This is a genomic window from Paraburkholderia sp. GAS448 (genome assembly GCF_050435685.1).
Classification (GTDB): Bacteria; Pseudomonadota; Gammaproteobacteria; order Burkholderiales; family Burkholderiaceae; genus Paraburkholderia.
Window position 1 is genome coordinate 438425 of record NZ_JBNDKT010000003.1, and the last position, 17394, is coordinate 455818.

At 63.3% G+C, this 17394-nt stretch carries 16 protein-coding genes and 3 pseudogenes; 15 read left to right on the forward strand and 4 right to left on the reverse strand.

The annotated features are described in order from the left end of the window. The first annotated feature begins 18 nt into the window (after window positions 1-18). The 5 genes from cysT (at window position 19) to P3T23_RS08445 (ending at window position 5044) form a co-directional block, all read left to right on the forward strand. A complete protein-coding gene (gene cysT, locus P3T23_RS08425; RefSeq protein WP_429315712.1) occupies window positions 19-930 on the forward strand; it encodes a sulfate ABC transporter permease subunit CysT in 912 nt (303 codons plus the stop codon). Continuing rightward, on the forward strand, window positions 927-1892 hold the full coding sequence (gene cysW, locus P3T23_RS08430) for a sulfate ABC transporter permease subunit CysW (protein WP_429315713.1): 966 nt from the start codon (window positions 927-929) through the stop codon (window positions 1890-1892). Before cysT ends, cysW begins: the two co-directional genes overlap by 4 nt. 12 nt (window positions 1893-1904) lie before the next feature. Beyond that, a complete protein-coding gene (locus P3T23_RS08435) occupies window positions 1905-2963 on the forward strand; it encodes a sulfate/molybdate ABC transporter ATP-binding protein (protein ID WP_429315714.1) in 1059 nt (352 codons plus the stop codon). A gap of 41 nt (window positions 2964-3004) precedes the next feature. Beyond that, window positions 3005-3931 (forward strand): CysB family HTH-type transcriptional regulator, encoded by a 927-nt coding sequence (locus tag P3T23_RS08440; protein ID WP_429315715.1) that lies wholly within the window; start codon window positions 3005-3007, stop codon window positions 3929-3931. 87 nt (window positions 3932-4018) lie between these two features. Next, a complete protein-coding gene (locus P3T23_RS08445) occupies window positions 4019-5044 on the forward strand; it encodes an asparaginase (protein ID WP_429315716.1) in 1026 nt (341 codons plus the stop codon). Between the two features lie 322 nt (window positions 5045-5366). Here P3T23_RS08445 and P3T23_RS08450 read toward each other — a convergent pair. The 3 genes and pseudogenes from P3T23_RS08450 to gcl form a co-directional block, all read right to left on the reverse strand. After that, window positions 5367-6293: pseudogene (locus P3T23_RS08450) on the reverse strand (2-hydroxy-3-oxopropionate reductase); the annotation flags it as partial. Window positions 6294-6342: 49 nt separating this feature from the next. Beyond that, on the reverse strand, window positions 6343-7152 hold the full coding sequence (hyi, locus tag P3T23_RS08455; protein ID WP_429315717.1) for a hydroxypyruvate isomerase: 810 nt from the start codon (window positions 7150-7152) through the stop codon (window positions 6343-6345). 93 nt (window positions 7153-7245) lie between these two features. Further along, a complete protein-coding gene (gene gcl / locus P3T23_RS08460; protein ID WP_429315718.1) occupies window positions 7246-9021 on the reverse strand; it encodes a glyoxylate carboligase in 1776 nt (591 codons plus the stop codon). A 210-nt stretch (window positions 9022-9231) separates the two neighbouring features. Between gcl and P3T23_RS08465 the strand changes: the two genes are divergently transcribed. Continuing rightward, on the forward strand, window positions 9232-10143 hold the full coding sequence (locus tag P3T23_RS08465; RefSeq protein WP_429315719.1) for a LysR family transcriptional regulator: 912 nt from the start codon (window positions 9232-9234) through the stop codon (window positions 10141-10143). A 112-nt stretch (window positions 10144-10255) separates the two neighbouring features. Here P3T23_RS08465 and P3T23_RS08470 read toward each other — a convergent pair. Further along, window positions 10256-10474: pseudogene (locus tag P3T23_RS08470) on the reverse strand (twin-arginine translocation signal domain-containing protein); the annotation flags it as partial. Window positions 10475-10618: 144 nt separating this feature from the next. On the opposite strand from P3T23_RS08470, the gene P3T23_RS08475 reads away from it, so the two are divergent. The 9 genes and pseudogenes from P3T23_RS08475 (at window position 10619) to P3T23_RS08515 (ending at window position 17373) form a co-directional block, all read left to right on the forward strand. After that, window positions 10619-11551, forward strand: a complete 933-nt coding sequence (locus tag P3T23_RS08475) for an RNA polymerase sigma factor (protein ID WP_429315720.1) — start codon at window positions 10619-10621, stop codon at window positions 11549-11551. Beyond that, window positions 11541-12392: pseudogene (locus P3T23_RS08480) on the forward strand (anti-sigma factor family protein). Before P3T23_RS08475 ends, P3T23_RS08480 begins: the two are co-directional and overlap by 11 nt. A 238-nt stretch (window positions 12393-12630) precedes the next feature. Next, window positions 12631-13005 (forward strand): 30S ribosomal protein S6, encoded by a 375-nt coding sequence (gene rpsF / locus P3T23_RS08485; RefSeq protein WP_133663417.1) that lies wholly within the window; start codon window positions 12631-12633, stop codon window positions 13003-13005. Between the two features lie 46 nt (window positions 13006-13051). Then, the gene (gene priB, locus P3T23_RS08490) at window positions 13052-13351 is read left to right on the forward strand and encodes a primosomal replication protein N (protein WP_429315721.1); all 300 of its coding nucleotides are present in this window, start codon (window positions 13052-13054) and stop codon (window positions 13349-13351) included. 2 nt (window positions 13352-13353) lie between these two features. Next, a complete protein-coding gene (gene rpsR, locus P3T23_RS08495; RefSeq protein ID WP_429315722.1) occupies window positions 13354-13629 on the forward strand; it encodes a 30S ribosomal protein S18 in 276 nt (91 codons plus the stop codon). A gap of 27 nt (window positions 13630-13656) precedes the next feature. Next, on the forward strand, window positions 13657-14109 hold the full coding sequence (gene rplI, locus P3T23_RS08500) for a 50S ribosomal protein L9 (RefSeq protein WP_429315723.1): 453 nt from the start codon (window positions 13657-13659) through the stop codon (window positions 14107-14109). Between the two features lie 122 nt (window positions 14110-14231). Continuing rightward, window positions 14232-15617: a replicative DNA helicase gene (locus P3T23_RS08505; RefSeq protein WP_133663413.1), complete on the forward strand. Its 1386-nt coding sequence runs from the start codon at window positions 14232-14234 to the stop codon at window positions 15615-15617. A 117-nt stretch (window positions 15618-15734) separates the two neighbouring features. Then, the gene (locus P3T23_RS08510) at window positions 15735-16361 is read left to right on the forward strand and encodes a DUF47 domain-containing protein (protein WP_429315724.1); all 627 of its coding nucleotides are present in this window, start codon (window positions 15735-15737) and stop codon (window positions 16359-16361) included. Between the two features lies 1 nt (window position 16362). Beyond that, window positions 16363-17373: an inorganic phosphate transporter gene (locus tag P3T23_RS08515; RefSeq protein WP_429315725.1), complete on the forward strand. Its 1011-nt coding sequence runs from the start codon at window positions 16363-16365 to the stop codon at window positions 17371-17373. Window positions 17374-17394 lie beyond the last annotated feature (21 nt).

Genomic DNA, 17394 nt, shown 5'->3' on the forward strand with positions numbered 1-17394 from the left:
GTAACAAGGGCATTCAGCATGACGACGTTGACCTTCCGCAAGCCGGGCGCGTTACCCGGCTTCGGCCTGACACTCGGCATCACGGTGGCGTATCTGAGCCTCGTGGTGCTGATCCCGCTGGCGGCGACCTTCCTGAAGACCGCCACCCTCGACTGGGAGCAGTTCGTGCGCGCCGTCGCGTCGCCGCGGGTGCTCGCGTCGTACCGGCTGACCTTCCTTGCCGCACTCGGCGGCGCGTTGATCAACGCAGTATTCGGCTTTCTGGTCGCATGGGTGCTGGTGCGCTATACGTTTCCGTTCAAGCGGATCGTCGATGCGGTCGTCGATCTGCCGTTCGCGCTGCCGACCTCGGTCGCGGGCATTTCGCTCGCCGCGGTCTACTCCAGCAACGGCTGGCTTGGACAGTTTCTCGTGCCGCTCGGCATCAAGATCGCGTTCACCCCTTTAGGTGTGCTGGTGGCGCTGACGTTTATCGGTCTGCCGTTCGTCGTGCGCACCGTGCAGCCGGTGCTCGAAGACTTCGAGCGCGAGCAGGAAGAGGCCGCCGCGTGCCTCGGCGCGTCGCGCTGGCTGACGTTCCGGCGCGTCGTGCTGCCGTCCGTGCTGCCGGCGCTCCTGACCGGATTCGCACTGGCCTTCGCCCGCGCGCTCGGCGAATACGGGTCGGTGATCTTCATTGCCGGGAACGTGCCGATGAAGTCCGAAATCACCTCGCTGCTCATCATCACGAAGCTCGAACAGTATGACTACGCGGGCGCCACGGCGCTGGCCGTGGTCATGCTGGTCGTGTCGTTCCTGATGCTGCTCCTGATCAACACGCTGCAGTGGTATCTGCAGCGGCGTACGAGCCGTGGCGCATCCGGAGCGGTGCCGCCGGCGACGGGCACCGGCAGCGCGAATGCCGTCGCGGTGAGCGGAGCCGCGCAATGAGCCGCACGCCTGCCACGCTTGCTTCGACCCCGCACAACCGGGCTGCGGCGCTTCGTCGTCCCGACCCCGTGACGGAGCCGCGCGCGGTGCGCTGGCTTCTGACCGGCATCGCGCTGCTGTTCCTGGCGCTGTTTCTCGTCGTGCCGCTTGCCGCGGTGTTCTATCAGGCCTTCAGCAAGGGCGTCGGCTTCTATTTCGCATCGCTCGCCGATCCCGACGCGCTGTCGGCCATCCGGCTCACGCTGATCACCGCGGCGATCGCCGTGCCGCTGAATCTCGTGTTCGGGCTTGCCGCGTCGTGGTGTATCGCGAAGTTCGAATTCCGCGGCAAGGCGCTGCTGACGACCTTGATCGACCTGCCATTTTCGGTGTCGCCCGTCATCTCGGGCCTGATCTATGTGCTGATGTTCGGCGCGCAGGGCTGGTTCGGGCCGTGGCTCGAAGCGCACAACGTGCAGATCATCTTCGCGGTGCCGGGCATCGTGCTCGCGACCGTCTTCGTCACGTTCCCGTTCGTCGCGCGCGAGCTGATTCCGCTGATGCAGGCGCAGGGCAACGACGAGGAAGAAGCCGCGCATGTGCTCGGCGCGTCGGGCTGGCAGATTTTCCGCCGCGTCACGTTGCCCAACGTGAAGTGGGGTCTGCTATATGGCGTGATTCTCTGCAATGCGCGCGCGATGGGCGAGTTCGGCGCGGTATCGGTGGTGTCAGGGCATATTCGCGGCCAGACCGACACGATGCCGCTGCACGTCGAGATTCTCTACAACGAATACAACTTTTCCGCGGCGTTTGCGGTGGCCTCCGTGCTGGCGCTGCTCGCGCTTGTCACGCTGGCGCTCAAACTGCTCGCGGAACGTCACATGTCGGCGGAGCTGGCCAGCGCGCGGGATCTTCCTGCGCACGCCGGTCCTGTCACCCAGCCGCAGACGCCGTCGCGGGCGGCTGGCCAGCCGGCTCAGTAGGGAGAGCAGTCCATGGGCATCACCGTTCGTAACCTGCAAAAGCGTTTTGGCGATTTCACCGCGCTCGATAACGTCTCGCTCGACTTTCCGCCGGGCGAACTCGTCGCCCTGCTCGGGCCTTCAGGGTGCGGCAAGACGACCCTCCTGCGCGTGATCGCGGGCCTCGAACATGCGGATGCCGGCCAGGTCGTGCTGCAGGGCCAGGACGTCGCCGAAGTGGGCGCGCGTGAGCGGCAGGTGGGCTTCGTGTTCCAGCATTACGCGCTGTTCCGTCATATGACGGTGTTCGAGAATGTCGCGTTCGGTCTGCGTGTGAAGCCGCGCAGGGAGCGGCCGTCGGAAGCGGTGATCCGCGAGAAGGTGCATGAACTGCTGAAGCTCGTGCAGCTCGACTGGCTCGCGCAACGCTTTCCGTCGGAGCTGTCGGGCGGCCAGCGGCAACGCATCGCGCTGGCCCGTGCGCTTGCCGTCGAGCCGAAGGTGTTGCTGCTCGACGAACCGTTCGGCGCGCTCGATGCGAAAGTCCGCAAGGAACTGCGCAGCTGGCTGCGGCGTCTGCACGACGACCTGCATATCTCGACGATCTTCGTCACGCATGACCAGGAAGAAGCGCTGGAAGTCGCCGACCGTATCGTCGTGCTGAATCGCGGACATGTGGAGCAGGTCGGCAGTCCGCAGGATGTGTACGACCATCCGCAGACGTCGTTCGTCTATGAATTCCTTGGTGCGGCCAACCGCCTGCATGGCAACGTCGATCGCAGCGGTTTCGTGGTGGACGGCGCGATGCTGCCGATTTCGATCGAAGCGCGCTTCGAAGGCCCGGCGTTTGCGTACGTGCGGCCGCACGATCTGCAGCTGTATCCGCAGGCCGACAGCCATCGCGATGGCATAGTCGTCGGCGTGCGGCGCGTGGTGACGCTGGGCGGCTCGGTGCGGGTCGAACTCGAGGGCCGCGAAGGCACCGTCCTCGAAGCCGAACTCGATCGCGAAGCATGGCGCGATCTGCGTCTTGCGGTCGGTGACGGCGTGACCGCCGTGCCGCGGGCGTTGCGCGTGTTTCCGGCGCATTGACCGTTTCATAATCTAACTTCGGCTGAACCGGAGACATACAGATGAACTTTCAGCAACTGCGTTTTGTGCGTGAAGCCGTGCGCCAGAACATGAACCTGACCGAAGTGGCGAACGTGCTGTACACGTCGCAGTCGGGCGTGTCGAAACAGATCAAGGACCTCGAGGACGAACTCGGCGTCGATATCTTCATTCGTCGCGGCAAGCGGCTGACGGGTTTGACCGAGCCTGGCAAGGCGGTGCATCAGTTGATCGAGCGGATGCTGCTCGATGCGGAAAACCTGCGCCGCGTCGCCCGTCAGTACGCCGACCAGGACAGCGGCCACCTCGTGGTCGCTACGACCCACACCCAGGCGCGCTACGCGCTCCCCAAGGTGATCCGCCAGTTCACCGAGGTGTTCCCGAAGGTGCATCTCGCGCTGCGTCAGGGCAGTCCCCAGCAGATCGCGCAGATGATCATCAATGGCGAGGCGGACATCGGCATCTCGACCGAGGCGCTCGACCGCTATCCCGACATCGTTACGTTCCCCTGCTATTCGTGGCATCACGTGGTGGTGGTGCCGAAGGATCACCCGCTGGTGGGCCGGCCCAACCTCACGCTCGATGAGATTGCCGAATATCCGATCGTCACGTACGACCAGGACTTCACGGGCCGCTCGCATATCGACCAGGCGTTCGCGAAAGCGGGCGCCTTGCCCGACGTGGTGCTGACCGCCATCGACGCCGACGTGATCAAGACCTACGTCGAACTCGGCATGGGGATCGGCGTGGTCGCGGCCATGGCTTACGACCCGAAGCGCGACACCGAACTCGTCGCGCTCGACACGCAGCATCTGTTCGAAGCGAGCACGACGCGCGTCGGTTTGCGCAAGGGCGCATTCCTGCGCGCCTACGCTTACCGGCTGCTCGAGATGTTCGCGCCGCAACTGAACGAAGCGGACATCGCTGCGCAGTTGCGCGAAGCAGCCTGAAGTCGGGTAACGGTGCGCGATGCACCGTCTGCCGCATCGGGTGCACGCGTATCGAAACATGGCGGCGCATCGCTTACAATCGCCGCCATGAATACTTCTACTTCTTCTTCCGCGCCGCAGGGCGCGCTGCCGCGCATCGCCGTGCTTGCCACGGGCGGCACCATCGCGGGCTCTGCAGCCGATGTCACCAACACTGCGGGCTACCAGGCCGGCGTGGTCGGCGTCGACCAGTTGCTGGCGGCGGTGCCGGCATTGTCGACAATCGCGCAGATCCACGCGGAACAGGTCGCGAGTATCGACAGCAAGGACATGGCCCTCGCGCTGTGGACGACGCTCGCGCAACGCGTGAATGCGCTGCTTTCAACCGACGACATCGATGGCGTGGTGATCACGCATGGCACCGATACGCTGGAGGAAACGGCCTGGCTGCTGCATCTCACGGTAAAGAGTGCGAAGCCGGTAGTGCTGACCGCTGCGATGCGGCCGGCCTCCGCGCTGTCGGCCGACGGTCCGCTGAATCTCGTGAATGCCGTGACGGTCGCGGCGAGTCCGGCTGCGCACGGGCAGGGGGTGCTCGTTGCATTCAACAACCGGATCCATAGCGCGCGCGACGTCGTCAAGACGAGCACCTTCGCGGTCGATGCGTTCCAGTCGCCGGAAGTCGGCGCGCTGGGCTGGGTGCAGGATGGGCGTGTCGAGTTCCAGCGCAGCGTCGTAAGGCCGCATACGGCCGCGACGGAATTCGTGATCGGCGCGACATGGCCGGATGTCGAGATCGTGGCGAGTTATGCGGGTGCTTCACGCGTCGCCGTCGACGCGCTGGTGGCCGCCGGCGTGCGGGGCATCGTCGTCGCGGGCACGGGCAACGGTTCGATCCACGCGTCGATGCAGCAGGCGCTGGCGGATGCGGTGTCGCAGGGCGTGGCCGTGGTGCGCTCGTCGCGCGTGGGCTCCGGGCATGTGATGAGGAATGGCGCGGCGCCCGACGATGCGTTCGGTTTTGTCACGGCCAATTCGCTGAATCCTTACAAGGCGCGCGTGCTGCTGATGCTCGCGCTTGCTGCAGGCGGGACGGGTTCGGTCGCGTTGCAGCGGGCCTTCGATACTTACTGATGCCTGCGGGCGGCCACGGCCGAAAGCGCTCCAGGTCAAGGCATGGCAAAACCATGAAATCCGACAGCCGGACACCCGACGACGACGTCTGACCGACCAAGGCTTCCCCGGCGTCGCCGGGTGCCGCTGCGGACCCCACTGGCCGCTCTCAGCCCAGAGCGGCTTGATTTGCCCTGGCCGCTACGCGTGCCGCGCAACGGACAAAGCGCCCCACCTGCCAGCGACCGCGAATGTCGCGTCCGCTGTTTATCTGCATCGATTGCGGATCGTGATCGCCTGTTGCCGATGCCTGGTCGCAACAGGCAACAACCAGGCGTTGATCTCAGGCAGCCTTCGCTTCCTTGCCCGGCGCCTGTGCAACCTCGAAGTTCGCCATGATTTCCAGCGCGCGCACCATGGCCGAATGATCCCAGGCCTTGCCGCCATTCGCCGCACACACGCTGAACAGCTGCTGCGCGCTCGCCGTGTGGGGCAGGGCGATACCGAGCTTGCGCGCGCCATCGAGCGCGAGGTTCAGATCCTTCTGGTGAAGCTCGATGCGAAAGCCCGGATCGAAGGTGCGCTTCGTCATGCGCTCGCCGTGTACTTCGAGGATGCGTGACGACGCGAAGCCGCCCATCAGCGCGCGGCGCACACGTTCCGGATCGGCACCCGAGCGCGCTGCAAACAGCAGCGCTTCGGCGACGGCTTCGATGTTCAGCGCCACGATGATCTGGTTGGCGACCTTGCAGGTCTGCCCGGCGCCGTTGTCGCCGATCAACGAGATGTTTTTGCCCATCAGGTCGAACAGGGGCCTCGCCAGATCGAACGCCTTTTGCGGGCCGCCGACCATGATGGTCAGGGTCGCTTCACGTGCGCCGACTTCGCCGCCCGATACCGGTGCGTCGAGATAGTCGCAACCCAGCGCATTGATCTTCCTGGCGAAGTCCTGGGTTTCGAGCGGGGAGATCGAGCTCATGTCAATGACGAGCTTGCCCTTCGAGAGGCCGTTCGCAACACCGTCTTCGGCGAACAGCACGTTCGCGACGTCGGGCGTGTCCGGCACCATGGAGATGACGATATCGGCGGCCTGGGCGACGGCGGTCGAACTCGCGACGACTGTCGTCTGCGTGCGCAGATCGTCCGGTACGGGATAGGCGCCGTTGACGATCAGCGTGTGACCGCCCTTGAGAAGGTTGCGAGCCATGTGCGCGCCCATGATGCCGAGGCCGATGAAACCGATTGTTGCCATTGATATGTCTCCGGGATGCGGGTTCGAGGAATTTTCAACCGTTCGCTGGTCGGTTGCGCAGCAACGCTCAGGCTGCTACATGCGCCGCGCCGCGCGTCTGGCCGGCGATTCGCTGGATCCAGCCGAGGCCCTCGGTGGTTGTCGTGCGCGGCTTGTATTCGCAGCCGACGTAACCTTCGTAATCAAGCGAATCGAGCAGGTCGAACAGGAACGGGTAGTTGATTTCGCCGGTGCCCGGTTCGTTGCGGCCGGGGTTATCGGCGAGCTGGATGTGCGCGATCGATGCCAGGTTTTTCCGGATGGTCGCCGCGAGTTCGCCTTCCATCCGCTGCATATGATAGATGTCGTACTGCAGGAAGAGATTGTCCGAGCCGGTTGCGCGGATCACGTCGAGGCCTTCCGATGAGCGGTTCAGCGCGAAGCCTGGAATGTCGTACGAGTTGCACGGCTCGACGAGGAGGCGAATGCCTTCTTTCTTCAGTTCGCCTGCAGCGAAGCGCAGGTTGTCGACGATCGTGGCGCGCGCCTTGTCGGCATCGATGCCTGCCGTCGGAATGCCGACGAGGCAATTCAACTGCGGCACATTCAGCGCCTTCGCGTATTCGATTGCACGGCCGACGCCTTCCTGGAATTCGGCGACACGATGCGGCAGACAGGCAATGCCGCGTTCACCCGCTTCCCAGTTGCCGGCCGGCAGGTTATGCAGCACGAGCTTCAGACGGTTCTGCTGCAGACGCTCGACCAGCTCGGCGATCTCGTACGGATACGGAAAGAGAAATTCGACGGCGTTGAAGCCCGCGTCCGCTGCGGCCGCGAAGCGGTCGAGGAACGGCACTTCGTTGAACAGCATGGTCAGGTTGGCTGCAAATTTCGGCATGGTGCGTAAGTCTCGCTGGTCGGTCAGTTAAGCGGATTAAGCGGAATTCGGCCGGTTTCGGTTGGGGGCGGCCCGTTCGGGCCGCCCGAAGGTTCAGTCGAGCGTGCTGATCGCGGTCGGCGCGTCTTCGTGTCTTTCGGCCAGTTCTTCGAACTCGTTGATCGCATCGATCTCGGTGCCCATCGAGATGTTCGTCACGCGCTCGAGAATCACTTCGACGATCACCGGCACATTGAACTCGGACAGCATCGACTGCGCCTTCTGCAGCGCCGGCTTGATCTCTTCCGGTTTGAACACGCGGATAGCCTTGCAGCCGAGACCTTCGGCCACCGCGACGTGATCGACCCCATAGCCGTTCACTTCCGGCGCGTTGATGTTGTCGAATGCAAGCTGCACGCAGAAGTCCATGTCAAACGCGCGCTGCGCCTGGCGGATGAGCCCGAGGTATGAGTTGTTCACCACCACATGCACGTACGGCAGGTTGAACTGCGCGCCCGCTGCCAGTTCTTCGATCATGAACTGGAAGTCGTAGTCGCCGGAGAGCGCGACGATCGGGCGTTGCGGATCCGCAGCGCGTACACCGAGCGCAGCGGGAATCGTCCAGCCGAGCGGACCGGCCTGGCCGCAGTTGATCCAGTTGCGTGCCTTGAACACGTGCAGGAACTGCGCACCGGCGATCTGCGACAGACCGATCGTGCTCACATAACACGTGTCGCGGCCGAACACCTGGTTCATCTCTTCGTAGACGCGCTGCGGCTTGATCGGCACGTTATCGAAATGCGTTTTGCGAAGCATCGTGCGCTTGCGCTGCTGGCAGTCCGCGACCCAGGCGCTGCGGTCCTTGAGCTTGCCGGCTGCTTTCCATTCGCGCGCCACGTCGACGAAGAGCGTGAGCGCTGCCTTCGCGTCCGACACGATGCCGAGGTCAGGACCAAACACGCGGCCGATCTGCGTCGGCTCGATGTCGACGTGCACGAACTTGCGGCCCTTCGTATAAACCTCGACGCTGCCCGTATGACGGTTCGCCCAGCGGTTGCCGATGCCCAGCACGAAGTCAGAGGCGAGCATCGTCGCGTTGCCGTAGCGGTGCGAGGTCTGCAGACCGACCATGCCGGCCATCAACGGGTGATCGTCGGGAATCGCGCCCCACGACATCAGCGTCGGAATCACTGGCACGCCGACGGTTTCCGCGAACTCGACGAGCAGGTCTTCCGCCGCGGCGTTGAGCACGCCGCCGCCGGAGACGATCAGCGGCCTGTCGGAATCGTTGAGCAGCGTGAGCGCGGCTTCGATCTGCCTGCGCGTGGCCGCGGGCTTGTAGACCGGCAGCGGCTCGTACGTATCGATGTCGAACTCGATTTCGGCGAGCTGCACGTCAATCGGCAGATCGATCAGCACCGGGCCCGGACGGCCCGAGCGCATCAGATGGAAGGCCTGCTGGAACACACGCGGCACGAGCGCCGGCTCACGCACGGTAACGGCCCACTTCGTGACGGGCTTGGCGATCGATTCGATATCGACGGCCTGGAAGTCTTCCTTGTAAAGACGCGCGCGCGGCGCCTGGCCGGTGATCGCGAGGATCGGAATCGAATCGGCGGAGGCGGAGTAGAGGCCCGTGATCATGTCGGTGCCCGCCGGGCCCGATGTGCCGATGCACACGCCGATATTGCCCGGCGCGGCCCGCGTATAACCCTCCGCCATGTGCGATGCGCCTTCGACGTGGCGCGCCAGCACGTGGCTGATGTTGCCGGCCTTGCGCATCGCCGAGTAGAACGGATTGATCGCGGCGCCCGGGACACCGAACGCAGTATCGATGCCTTCTCTTTCAAGCACGAGTACGGCTGCGTCGACGGCTCTCATCTTGGCCATGGTTGTCTCCTCAATGTCTGGAATGCCTGGAATGCCTGGAATCGCCGGTGAAGGCTGTTTAGACGCACTTTAGGCTTCACCCAAAGGTTTGATAAGATCCGTTCAGGTCGCTTATTTCGAAACAAAAAGTACTGAATGCGGTGGGACCCCCCGGGCGCGGGGCAACCGGGCGTTCGCTGCCGCCACCGCCAGGCAAGGCTGGAGATGACCATGGACCGCTTCAAGCAGATCGAGACCTTCGTGCGCGTCGCCGACGCGGGCAGCCTTGCCTCCGCCGCACTGGAAGAGGGCGTGTCGCCGGTGATTCTCGGCCGGCGCATCGACGCGCTCGAAAAGCGGCTTGGCGTGAAGCTGATGTATCGCTCGACCCGGCGACTCGTGGTCAGCGAAGAAGGCGCGGCATTTCTCGAGCGGTGCCGGGGGCTTCTCACCGAATGGGATCAGGCGGAAAACGAGCTGACGGCCGGACGGCGCGCGGTGACGGGGCACCTGATCGTCTCGGCGCCGGCGGCTTTTGGCCGCAAACATGTTGCCCCGCTTGCGCCCGCGTTTCTGTCCGACAAGCCGGACCTGCAGCTTTCGTTCAATCTCACGGATCGCGTGGTCGACCTCGTGCGCGAAGGCTATGACCTGTCGATCCGGATCGGCGGCGCGGTCGATCCGAATTTCGTCGCGGTGAAGCTCGCGTCGAACCGGCGGGTGGTGTGCGGCACGCCCGAATATTTCCGCCGGCACGGGCGGCCCAAGACACTCGAAGACCTTCCACACCACAACTGTCTCGCGTTCAATCTGCAGGGTGGGCAGAACCGCGGCTGGTACTTTCGACGCAACGGCAAGCTCGTGACGGTGCGCGTCGGCGGCACGCTCGACTGCAACGACGGCGAACTGCTGCACCGCTGGGTGGCGGAAGGGCTTGGTCTCGGCTGGCGTTCGACCTGGGAGGTGCAGCAGCAGATTGCACGTGGCGAACTCGAAACCGTACTCGACGATTTCGCGCTGCCCGATTACGACATTCTCGCCGTCTATCCGCAGCAGCGTTATGTGCCGGCAAGGGTGCGGTATTTCATCGACTATCTGAAAGAGGTGTACGCGCGTCCGGGCTACTGGAGCGGCGCGGCGTGACGCGGACTGCCGCAGCCTCGCATCACGCCCGCCCCATCCTTCACCCGACGACGATCACGCCGTTCATCGTTTCGTGCCCCGAGCCGCAGAAGATGTCGCACAGAAATTCGACGTTGCCCGCCTCGGCGGCCTGAGCCGGCACACGCACGGTCGCGCCCGGATTGACGGCCGGCCCTTCGAAACCCCAGTGGGCATCGGAGAGCCGGACGAAGAAGAAATCGTCGTCGCGGCCGTACGTCCAGCCGGGCAGGGCGGACGCGAAGGCTGCGCCTCCGAAGGCGGCAAGGCGCAGAAAATCGCGCCGTTTGGGCTGGGTCAGGCGGGTCGTCATGGCAGCTCCTCATGGGGTGGGCATTTCCTGTCGGCCGGCGCAAGGTGGGTTTTATTCCGGATTTATTTCTGCCTGTGGCGCGAGCAAGCGGGAATAAACGTGACGGGTGGCCGGTATTGCAGCCGTAAAGCCGGGTGGGCCTGCGTGGGTGAGACCGAAAGAAACGCTGCTGGAACGTACGACGAGGCCGCGCGCAGTCGACGGTTCCAGCAACTGGCGCTACCGCATCTCGATGCCGCCTACAACCTTGCGTGCTGGTTGTGCGGCAATGCCAGCGACGCTGACGACGTCGTTCAGGAAGCCCTTATGCGCGCGTTCCGTTTCTTCGATACCTTCCGTGGCGACAGTGCTCGCCCGTGGCTGCTCGCGATCGTGCGGCGCACGTGGTACACGGAGTGGCGCCGGCGTGCGTCGGCGCACGAAGTGGGCGGATTCGACGACACGCAGGAAGAGGCCGCCATCGACGGCTGGAGTCCCGCGAGCGTCGATCCACAGACCTTGCCGATCCGCAAGGAAGACGGCCGGCTCGTGCATGCCCCGCTGGAGCGGTTGCCGGTCGAGTATCGCGAGGTGCTGATCCTGCGCGAACTGGAGGAGTTGAGCTATCGCGAGATTGCGACGATTGCCGATCTGCCGGTCGGCACGGTGATGTCGCGGCTTGCGCGCGGCCGTCGCAGGCTGGCCACGGCGTTGACCGCGCTCGAGGCGCGCGAGTCCGGACCGGTGCGGCAGCGTAAGGGCGCCGCAGCCGGGAATGATGAAGGCGCCCCGGCAGCGCGACAGCCACGCAGCCACACCGACGACGTCGACGTGAATGGCAACCAGGCCGGATTGCCACCAGATGCTTCGCGCGGACACGATGGCCGGGGCCGGGATGAATGGGACGCGGCTCGATCGCAAGCGCCTGTGCGCGGCGCAACAGGAACCGCGCCTGACGCGCAGGCCGGTTTGTCCGGCGCGCAGACGGGGCAGCCGGAAGGCACACGGTCCTCGCTCCATGCACGCGCGCCGGATGACCTCGCCGGCCAGGGCGGCGCAGTGGCCCGCACGAACAGGGAGGCGCCAGATGGACTGTAAGGAAGCGCGTCCTCTGCTCGATGCGAGTGCCGACCGCGAACTCCCGGCGGCCGACGACCGGCGCGTCCAGCAGCACATCGTCGAGTGCGAAGCGTGCCGTCGCGAGGCGGGGATCGTTCGGGCGGTTAGCCGTAACGTCCGTCGGGCGGACTATCATCGCGCGTCAGATGCGCTGCGGGCGCGCATCGTCGCCGATCTGCCGCCGACTTCATTGCCGCAGCGGCGCCAATGTTGGTGACTCCCTTTGTTTGATGGCGCGCGCGGGCTGGGTGGCGGCATATTTGGCACGCCGGCTGGCGGCACGGTCGGCGCCGGCTGCCTCGCTACGCTGCTGATCGCGCTGTGCGCCGTGGTCGCCGGCGTCACGCTGACGCTGCGCCGTCCGGCCGACGCGGGGCCGCTTGTCGATGAACTCGTCGCGAGCCATGTGCGAGCGCAGTTGTCGGGGCGGGACATCGATGTCGTTTCCTCCGACCAGCACACGGTGAAGCCGTGGTTCAACGGGCGGCTCGACTATGCACCGCCGGTCGAGGATCTGGCCGCGAGCGGCTTTACGCTGGTGGGCGGACGGCTGGACTACGTCGGACATCGCCGGGTGGCGGTGCTGACGTACCATTACCGCAAGCACGTGCTCGACGTGTACGTCTTCCCCGAGACCGACCCGGGTGCAAAACGTCCAGCGTCGACGCTTGTCCGCGACGGATACTCGCTCGCCCGCTGGCGTGACGACGGCATGGTGTGGTGGGCCATCACGGATGCCGCGCCTGACTCGCTGGCGGCGTTCAAGGTGGCGCTGAACGCGCGTCTGCAGGGCGGCGCGCGGAGCGAAATGCCGGGCTGAGCGGCGTCCGGCAGCCGGTCTGACAGGCGGAATGCCTGGGGCTGGCGTCGCGGAAAAGCGTGGCCTTTGCGTGCTACCGCGGCCGCTTTGGCCCCTAAGCCGTTGAAAACATGGCCGAATCAGCACGCAAATCCATCGCGAGCCTTGCGTGCAGACCCCATTCGGGTTACACTCTTCGGCTTCTCACTTGCCACACCGGTTCCGACGCCCGGGTGGCTTTAATCCACAAGGAGTGTGTATGCGTCATTATGAAATCGTCTTTATCGTGCATCCCGATCAGAGCGAGCAGGTGCCCGCCATGATCGAGCGTTACAAGAGCACGATCACGTCGCACGGTGGCCAGATCCACCGCATCGAAGACTGGGGCCGTCGCCAACTGGCCTACATGATCGAGAAACTCGCGAAGGCCCACTACGTCTGCATGAACATCGAATGCGACCAGGCTACGCTCGACGAACTCGAACACGCATTCAAGTTCAACGACGCAGTTCTGCGTCACCTCATCGTCAAGATGAAGAAGGCCGAAACCGGCCCGTCGCCGATGATGAAGGAAGTGCAGCGCGAAGAAGCCAAGAAGTCGGCTGCTACGCAAGCATCCGAAGCGCAGGCTTAATACAGTTATTTAAGCTACCAGGTTACAGAAAACTCGCGTCGCTCTCGTGAACAGGCTGCAACTCATGGCCAGCGTCGTTGAACGCGAACCGGTGCGGTATACCCCCGCCGGCGTTCCGATCGCAGGTTGTACGTTGCACCACCGCACCGAAGTCGTCGAAGCCGGTATTGCCCGGCAGGTCGAACTGACGATGCCGGCGGTGGCCGCCGGCGAGGCGAGCGGCAAGCTGGAAAGCTGTGCGATGGGCGTCGAAACGCTCTTCACCGGCTTCCTGGCAAAAAAGAGCCGCAACGCCAGAACCCTGGTATTTCACATCACAGAATTGCAGGACATTGGAAAGGACTGAACATGCCCCGCCCGACTGGTAAGAAATTCGACAAGCGTCGTCAGCAACAAAATCCGCTCTTCAAGCGCAAGAAGTTCTGCCGTTTCACGGCCGCTGGCGTCGACCAGATCGACTACAAGGACCTCGAAACGCTGAAGGACTTCATCGGCGAAAACGGCAAGATCACGCCGGCGCGTCTTACGGGTACGAAGTCGCATTATCAACGCCAGCTGGATACGGCAATCAAGCGCGCACGTTTTCTCGCGCTCGTGCCGTACACCGACCAGCACAAGGCCTAACCCGACGACGCAACAAGGAGCATCCGAATGCAAATCATTCTTCTCGAAAAAGTCGTCAACCTGGGCAATCTCGGGGACATCGTCAAGGTGAAGGACGGTTACGCACGTAACTTCCTGATCCCGAAAAAGCAGGCTCGCCGTGCAACGAAGGAAGCGATCGCTGAATTCGAAGTCCGCCGTGCAGAACTGGAAAAGGTCGCTGCTGAAAAGCTGGCAGCCGCTCAGGCTCAAGGCGAAAAGATGGCCGGCTCGACCGTTCAGATTGGCCAGAAGGCTGGCGTCGACGGCCGTCTGTTCGGCTCGGTGACGAACGCCGACATCGCCGACGCATTGGTCAAGCAAGGCTTCACAGTGGAAAAGGCGCAAGTGCGTCTTCCGGAAGGCCCGCTGAAAACGGTCGGCGATCATCCGGTGCAGATTTCGCTGCACACCGACGTTCTCGTCGATGTGACGGTGTCGGTGCTGGGCGAACACGTCTAAGTACCGGGCAGTATTCGCCAGGTCGTTTCTGGCAAAAAACGGGAGTCGGGCAACCGGCTCCCGTTTTTTTGTTTCTGCGTTCCGGTTTCCTGATAACCGCATTTGCCCGATAATTCGTCTCCATGAACGCACCGTCGAAAGATCCCCAACTCGAATCGCTGAAAGTCCCGCCGCACTCGATCGAGGCCGAGCAGTCCGTGCTCGGCGGCCTGTTGCTCGATAACGCTGCGTGGGACCGCATCGCGGATTTCCTGTCGCAGAGCGATTTCTACCGCTACGACCATAGGATCATCTTCGAGCATATCGGCAAGCTGATCGCGGCAACGCGTCCGGCCGACGTGATCACCGTGTACGAAGCGCTCGGCACGTCCGGCAAGGCGGAGGAGGTCGGCGGCCTCGCGTATCTGAACGCGCTCGCGCAAAACACGCCGAGCGCTGCCAATATCCGCCGCTACGCGGAAATCGTGCGGGATCGAGCGGTGTTGCGGCGGCTCGTTTCGGTCGCCGACGAGATTTCCGCCGATGCCTTCAACCCGCAGGGCAAGGAAGTCCGGCAACTGCTCGACGAGGCTGAATCGAAAGTATTTTCGATTGCCGAAGACGGCGCACGCGGCACTCAGGGCTTCCTCGAAATCGGGCCTTTGTTGACGCAGGTCGTTGAACGGATCGACACCCTCTACCACACGGCCAACTCGAGCGATGTGACCGGCACGCCGACGGGCTTCGTCGATCTCGACAGGATGACGTCGGGCATGCACGGGGGCGAACTGATCATCGTCGCAGGGCGGCCGTCGATGGGTAAGACCGCGTTTTCGATGAACGTCGGCGAATACGTGGCGGTCGAATATGGTCTTCCGGTCGCCGTGTTTTCGATGGAAATGCCGGGTACCCAGCTGACGATGCGTATGCTCGGATCGGTCGGCAGGCTGGACCAGCACCGCATGCGAACCGGGCGTCTGACGGACGAAGACTGGCCGAAGCTGACGCACGCCGTGCAGAAGATGAGCGAGGCGCAGATTTTCATCGACGAAACCGGTGGCCTGAATCCGATGGAACTTCGTTCGCGCGCGCGGCGGCTGTCGCGTCAGTGCGGCAAGCTGGGTCTCATCATCATCGACTACCTCCAGCTGATGAGCGGATCGTCGCAAGGTGAAAACCGGGCGACTGAAATTTCGGAAATTTCCCGATCGCTGAAGAGTCTGGCGAAGGAACTCGACGTGCCGGTGATCGCGCTGTCTCAGCTGAACCGCGGTCTTGAGCAGCGGCCCAACAAGCGGCCGGTGATGTCGGATTTGCGCGAATCGGGCGCTATCGAGCAGGACGCGGACGTGATTCTCTTTATTTATCGCGACGAGGTCTACAACCCGGACAGCCCCGACAAAGGCACTGCAGAAATTATCATCGGCAAACAACGTAACGGTCCGATCGGACCCGTTCGCCTCACGTTCCATGGCCAATTCACGAAATTCGATAATTTTGCCGGTGCGCAGAATTTCTACAGCGAGTAAAGCCATATCTGCGCGCGCTGTTGTAACGATGCTTTCAAAAATGCGACGCCGGTCCCGGAACGGTACAATGTTGCGGTTTTATGTCAGCCACAACCGTGACCAATTTCCGGGATCCCAATGTTCGGTCGTTTCATGCCCACCGAGGGCAAGTTCTTTGATATTTTCAATGCGCACGCAAGTTGCATTGTCTCGGCGAGCCGCGAACTCGAGCTGCTAATCGACAACCTGTCGGACGCCGAGATCCACAAGCAGAACGTGCAGAAGGCCGAAAAAGCGGCTGACAAACTCACGCACGAAACCATCGATCTGCTGCACAAGACCTTCATCACGCCGCTTGATCGCGACGAAATCCACAAGCTGATCACTACCATGGACGACATCCTCGACTTGATGGAGGACGTCGCCACGGCTATTTCGCTCTACGACGTGCAGGCGGTGACGTCCGAAGCGAGTCAGCTGGCGCACATCTGCACGGCGACATCGGAGCGTGTGCAGCAAGCCGTTGGCATGCTCTCCGACATGAAGCAGGCAAGACAGATCCTGAAGGCGTGCGAGGAAATCGACCGGCTGGAATCGGAAGCCGATCGCGTGCTGCGTTCCGCGATGTCGAAGCTCTTCCGCGAGGAAGACAACGTGAAGACCCTGATCAAGCTCAAGGCGATCTACGAATTGCTCGAGACGATCACCGACAAGTGCGAGGATGTGGCGAACATCATCGAAGGCATCGTGCTGGAAAACGCCTGAGATGCAGTCGATTCAACTCGCCATCTGGGTGGTCGCCACCCTCGTCGTCGTCGCGCTGGTCTTCGATTTCATGAACGGTTTTCACGACGCCGCGAACTCGATCGCGACCGTCGTTTCGACCGGTGTGCTGAAGCCCCAGCAGGCTGTTGCGTTTGCGGCGGCATTTAACGTCATTGCGTACTTCATTTTTCACCTGAAGGTTGCGGAGACGGTCGGGCGCGGCACGATCGATCCCGCCATCGTTGACCACTACGTCGTGTTCGGTGCACTCGTCGGTGCGATTGGCTGGAATATCGTGACGTGGCACTACGGCATTCCGTCGAGTTCATCGCATGCACTGATTGGCGGTCTGGTGGGATCGGCGCTTGCCAAGTCGGGGTGGGGCGCGCTCAACTTCGACGGTCTGCTGAAGACCATCGCGTTCATCTTCGTTTCGCCGCTTCTCGGCTTCGTGCTCGGGTCATTTTTCATGCTGGCGGTATCGTGGCTCTACTTCCGGACACCGCCAAGCAAGGTCGACCGGCGGTTCCGCCGTATGCAGCTGGTGTCGGCCGGGCTGTATAGCCTTGGACACGGCGGCAACGATGCGCAGAAGACCATCGGGATCATCTGGATGCTGCTGATCGCAACCGGCTATGCATCTGCCACCGCAGCAGCACCGCCGATCTGGGTGATCGGTGGCTGCTATCTGTCGATGGGCCTTGGTACGCTGTTCGGCGGCTGGCGCATCGTCCGCACAATGGGGCAGAAGATCACCAAGCTCAAGCCGGTTGGTGGGTTCTGCGCGGAAACGGGCGGTGCGATTACGCTCTTCACCGCCTCCTGGCTGGGTATTCCGGTGTCCACCACGCATACGATTACCGGCGCGATTGTGGGCGTCGGCGCCACGCAGAAGCTGAGCGCGGTGCGCTGGGGCGTGGCAGGTAACATCGTGTGGGCATGGATGCTCACCATTCCTGCTTCGGCGGTGCTCGCCGCGGCCAGCTGGTGGCTCGCCCATCGTCTGATGTGAAGCCTGCCCGATGGCTGGCGC